This window comes from Streptomyces sp. WELS2, assembly GCF_013870595.1.
GTDB lineage: Bacteria > Actinomycetota > Actinomycetes > Streptomycetales > Streptomycetaceae > Streptomyces.
The window spans coordinates 1-3,710 of record NZ_JACBWZ010000633.1 but is presented as its reverse complement, the minus strand read 5'-3'; the positions used below and the strand labels follow the sequence as shown (position 1 = coordinate 3,710).

Below are 3,710 nucleotides of genomic sequence, written 5' to 3'. Positions count from 1 at the left end.
ACGCCGTTGGCGACGGCGCCGAACAGAGACGCGCCGAGGGTCTGGCCGGTCTGCCGGCAGAACAGCACCGAGGCGGTCGTGGTGCCCCGCTCCGACCAGCCCACGGTCGACTGCACGCCGACGATCAGCGGCAGCTGGAACAGCCCCAGCGCCCCGCCGAGCAGCAGCATCAGCAGCGTCGGCTGCCACCAGGCCCCGGGATAGGGCAGGAACGGGAACGCGAGGAGGATGAGCGCACCGACGCCGATGCCGAGCAGCGCGGTGTCCCGGAACCCGATCCGCCGGTAGACGTGCTGGCTGAGCGCGGCGGACACCGGCCAGCTCAGCGTCCACACCGACAGCACGAACCCGGCGGCCACCGGGCCGAGTCCGAGCACCGACTGGGCGTACGTCGGCAGGAACACCGCGGGCGCCACCATCAGCAGCCCCAGCGCGCCGAGCGCCAGATTGACGGCGGCGATCGTCCGGCGCCGCCACACCCAGCCCGGGATGATGGGCTGCGCGGCCCGCCGCTCCACCGCGACCACCACGGCGACCAGGGCGAGACCCGTGCCGAACAGGGCCAGTGACGGCGCCGACAGCCACGGCCAGGCGACCCCGCCCTGCACCAGCGCGGTCAGCAGCACCCCGCCGCACGCGAACACCGTGAGCGCGCCGGCCCAGTCCACGCGCCCGCGGCGGGCAATCTCCCGTTCCGGCTCGTGCAGGTGACGCACGATCAGCCACAGGGCGGCCGCGCCGATCGGCAGGTTGATCAGGAAGATCCAGCGCCAGTCGGCGTAGGCGGCGAGCACCCCGCCGAGCCCGGGGCCGGCCACCGCGCTGACCGCCCAGACCGTGGACAGCCGGGACTGGATCCTCGGGCGTTCCGCCAGCGGGTACAGGTCGGCGGCGAGGGTCTGCACGGTGCCCTGCAACGCCCCGCCGCCCAGGCCCTGGACGATGCGGAACGCGATCAGCGCGCCCATGTTCCAAGCCCCCGCGCACAGCAGCGACCCCGCGAGGAACACGGCCGCGCCCACCACCAGCACCGGTTTGCGGCCGAAGGTGTCGGAGAGCTTGCCGTAGACGGGGAGCGTGACGGTGACGGCGAGCAGATAGCCGGAGAACAGCCAGGAGAAGACGGAGAACCCGCCCAGGTCGCCGACGATCTGGGGGACGGCCGTGGAGACGACGGTGGAGTCCAGCGCGGCCAGCGCCATCGCCAGCATCAGGGCGGCCACGACCGCCCCGCGGCGCCGTTCCCCCTGGTGCCGGGCCGCGCCGCGTATCGCGGGTGTCGTACTCCCCACCGCAAACCCCTCCCCTGCTTCCCGTCGGAAGCTACCCAGGTGCCCCCTGCACCTATGTCTGCGACGACAGCTTTCCACGGAGGGCGGGCCGGGGCCCCGGTCCGGCGCCGGGTGGAGGCCGCGCGCGCCGAACGGTGGAGGCATCCCCGAGAACGCCTCCACCCGTCGGTGGAGTCCCCCTAGGGGTTCCTCCGTACCCCGGCTCGGGGCGGGTTCGTCCCGGCGGAGGAGGAGCCCGGCCGCGGGCGCTCCGTAATCTGGTCCCACGCCGCTGGGGGGCGGCGGACCGCACCGGCGGGGGTGGGGTTTTCCCCCCGGAAAGACGGGGCTCCGCACCAGCGCGCGAGGCCCTCGCCGACCGCGAGACTCATCGACGTACTCGGACGACGACCCGGCACCACCGGGCGCCGTGCACCGATCTGCCGACCGATATAGGAGACATACCGTGACATCGGCTGTAACGATTCCCAGGCACGGGGGTACTGGAGGGCGTACGGCCGTCGCGGCGCGGGCGCGCCAGGTCGTGAAGGCGTACGGGTCCGGGGAGACCCGTGTCGTCGCGCTGGACGGCGTGGACGTGGACATCGCCCGCGGGCAGTTCACCGCGATCATGGGCCCCTCCGGGTCCGGCAAGTCGACCCTGATGCACTGCCTGGCCGGCCTGGACACGGTGACGAGCGGTCACATCTACCTCGACGACACCGAGATCACCGGCCTGAAGGACAAGAAGCTCACCCAGCTGCGCCGGGACCGCGTCGGTTTCATCTTCCAGGCGTTCAACCTGCTGCCGACGCTGAACGCCCTGGAGAACATCACGCTGCCCATGGACATCGCCGGCCGCAAGCCCGACCGGGCCTGGCTGGAGCGGGTGGTGGAGACCGTCGGGCTCGCCGGGCGCCTCAAGCACCGCCCCACCCAGCTCTCCGGCGGCCAGCAGCAGCGCGTCGCCGTGGCCCGCGCCCTCGCCGCCCGCCCGGAGATCATCTTCGGTGACGAGCCGACCGGGAACCTGGACTCGCGCGCCGGCGCCGAGGTGCTGGGCTTCCTGCGCCGCTCGGTGGACGAACTCGGCCAGACCATCGTCATGGTCACCCACGACCCGGTGGCCGCCTCCTACGCCGACCGCGTGCTCTACCTCGCCGACGGCCGCATCGTCGACGAGATGTACCAGCCGACGGCCGAGCAGGTCCTGGACCGCATGAAGGACTTCGACGCCCGGGGGCGTACGTCATGACCGTGCTGAGAACCTCGATGCGCAACTTCCTCGCGCACAAGGGACGCATGGCGCTGTCGGCGGTCGCCGTGCTGCTGTCGGTGGCGTTCGTGTGCGGCACGCTGGTGTTCACCGACACCATGAACACCACCTTCGACAAGCTGTTCCAGGCCACGGCGTCCGACGTGCAGGTCAGCGCCAAGAGCGCCTCCGACACCGGGGAGACCACCTCCCGCACCGGCAAGCCGCCCGTCCTGCCGGCCTCGGTCGTCGGCGAGGTCCGTGACGCCCGGGGCGTGAAGTCGGCCGAGGGCACGGTGTTCTCCACCTCGGTGACCGTCGTGGACGCCGACAAGGACAAGCTGTCGCCGAGCGGCGGCGGGCCCACCATCGTCGGCAGCTGGAACGGCAACGACGCCCGCACCATGGAGATCGCCTCCGGTACGGCCCCCAAGGGTCCCGGCGAGGTGATGGTCGACGCCGACACCGCCGACCGGCACGGACTGAAGCGCGGCGACGGGATCGAGCTCATCACGGCCGTCGGCACGCACCACGCGCGCGTGTCCGGCATCGCCGCCTTCAAGGTCACCAACCCCGGCGCGGCGATCTTCTACCTGGACACAAGGACCGCCCAGCAGACCCTCGTCGGCCGCACCGGTGTGTACACCAACGTCAACGTGACCGCCGCCCAGGGCGTGAGCGACGAGCAGCTGAAGAAGAACGTCGTCGCCGTCCTCGGCCACGGCTACAAGGTGCAGACCGCCAAAGAGGTCGCCGACGCCAACCAGAAGCAGCTCCAGAGCTTCCTCGACGTCATGAAGTACGCGATGCTCGGCTTCGCCGGGATCGCCTTCCTGGTCGGCATCTTCCTGATCGTCAACACCTTCTCCATGCTGGTCGCCCAGCGCACCCGGGAGATCGGCCTGCTGCGCGCCATCGGCTCCTCCCGCAAGCAGGTCAACCGCTCGGTGCTGGTCGAGGCGCTGCTGCTGGGCGTGACCGGCTCCGTCCTCGGGGTCGGCGCGGGCGTCGGCCTCGCCGTCGGCCTGATGAAGCTCATGGGGCAGGTGGGCATGGAACTGTCCACCGACGACCTGACGGTGGCCTGGACGACCCCCCTGCTCGGCCTGCTCCTCGGCGTGGTCGTCACCGTCCTCGCCGCCTATCTGCCCGCCCGGCGGCTATCTGAACTTCAGCGGCACCGG

The 3,710-nt window shown here is 71.7% G+C and carries 3 protein-coding genes; 2 read left to right on the top strand and 1 reads right to left on the bottom strand.

The window, feature by feature from the left end; genetic code table 11:
* Positions 1-1,292: MFS transporter (locus H5J33_RS27110; protein ID WP_181797472.1), on the bottom strand; the 1,292-nt coding region annotated here is incomplete at its 3' end.
* A 445-nt stretch (positions 1,293-1,737) separates the two neighbouring features.
* Between H5J33_RS27110 and H5J33_RS27105 the strand changes: the two genes are divergently transcribed.
* A complete protein-coding gene (locus H5J33_RS27105) occupies positions 1,738-2,526 on the top strand; it encodes an ABC transporter ATP-binding protein (RefSeq protein WP_181797471.1) in 789 nt (262 codons plus the stop codon).
* Positions 2,523-3,710, top strand: a 1,188-nt coding sequence (locus H5J33_RS27100; protein WP_181797470.1) for an ABC transporter permease, incomplete at its 3' end; no start/stop codon positions are given. The genes H5J33_RS27105 and H5J33_RS27100, both read left to right, overlap by 4 nt.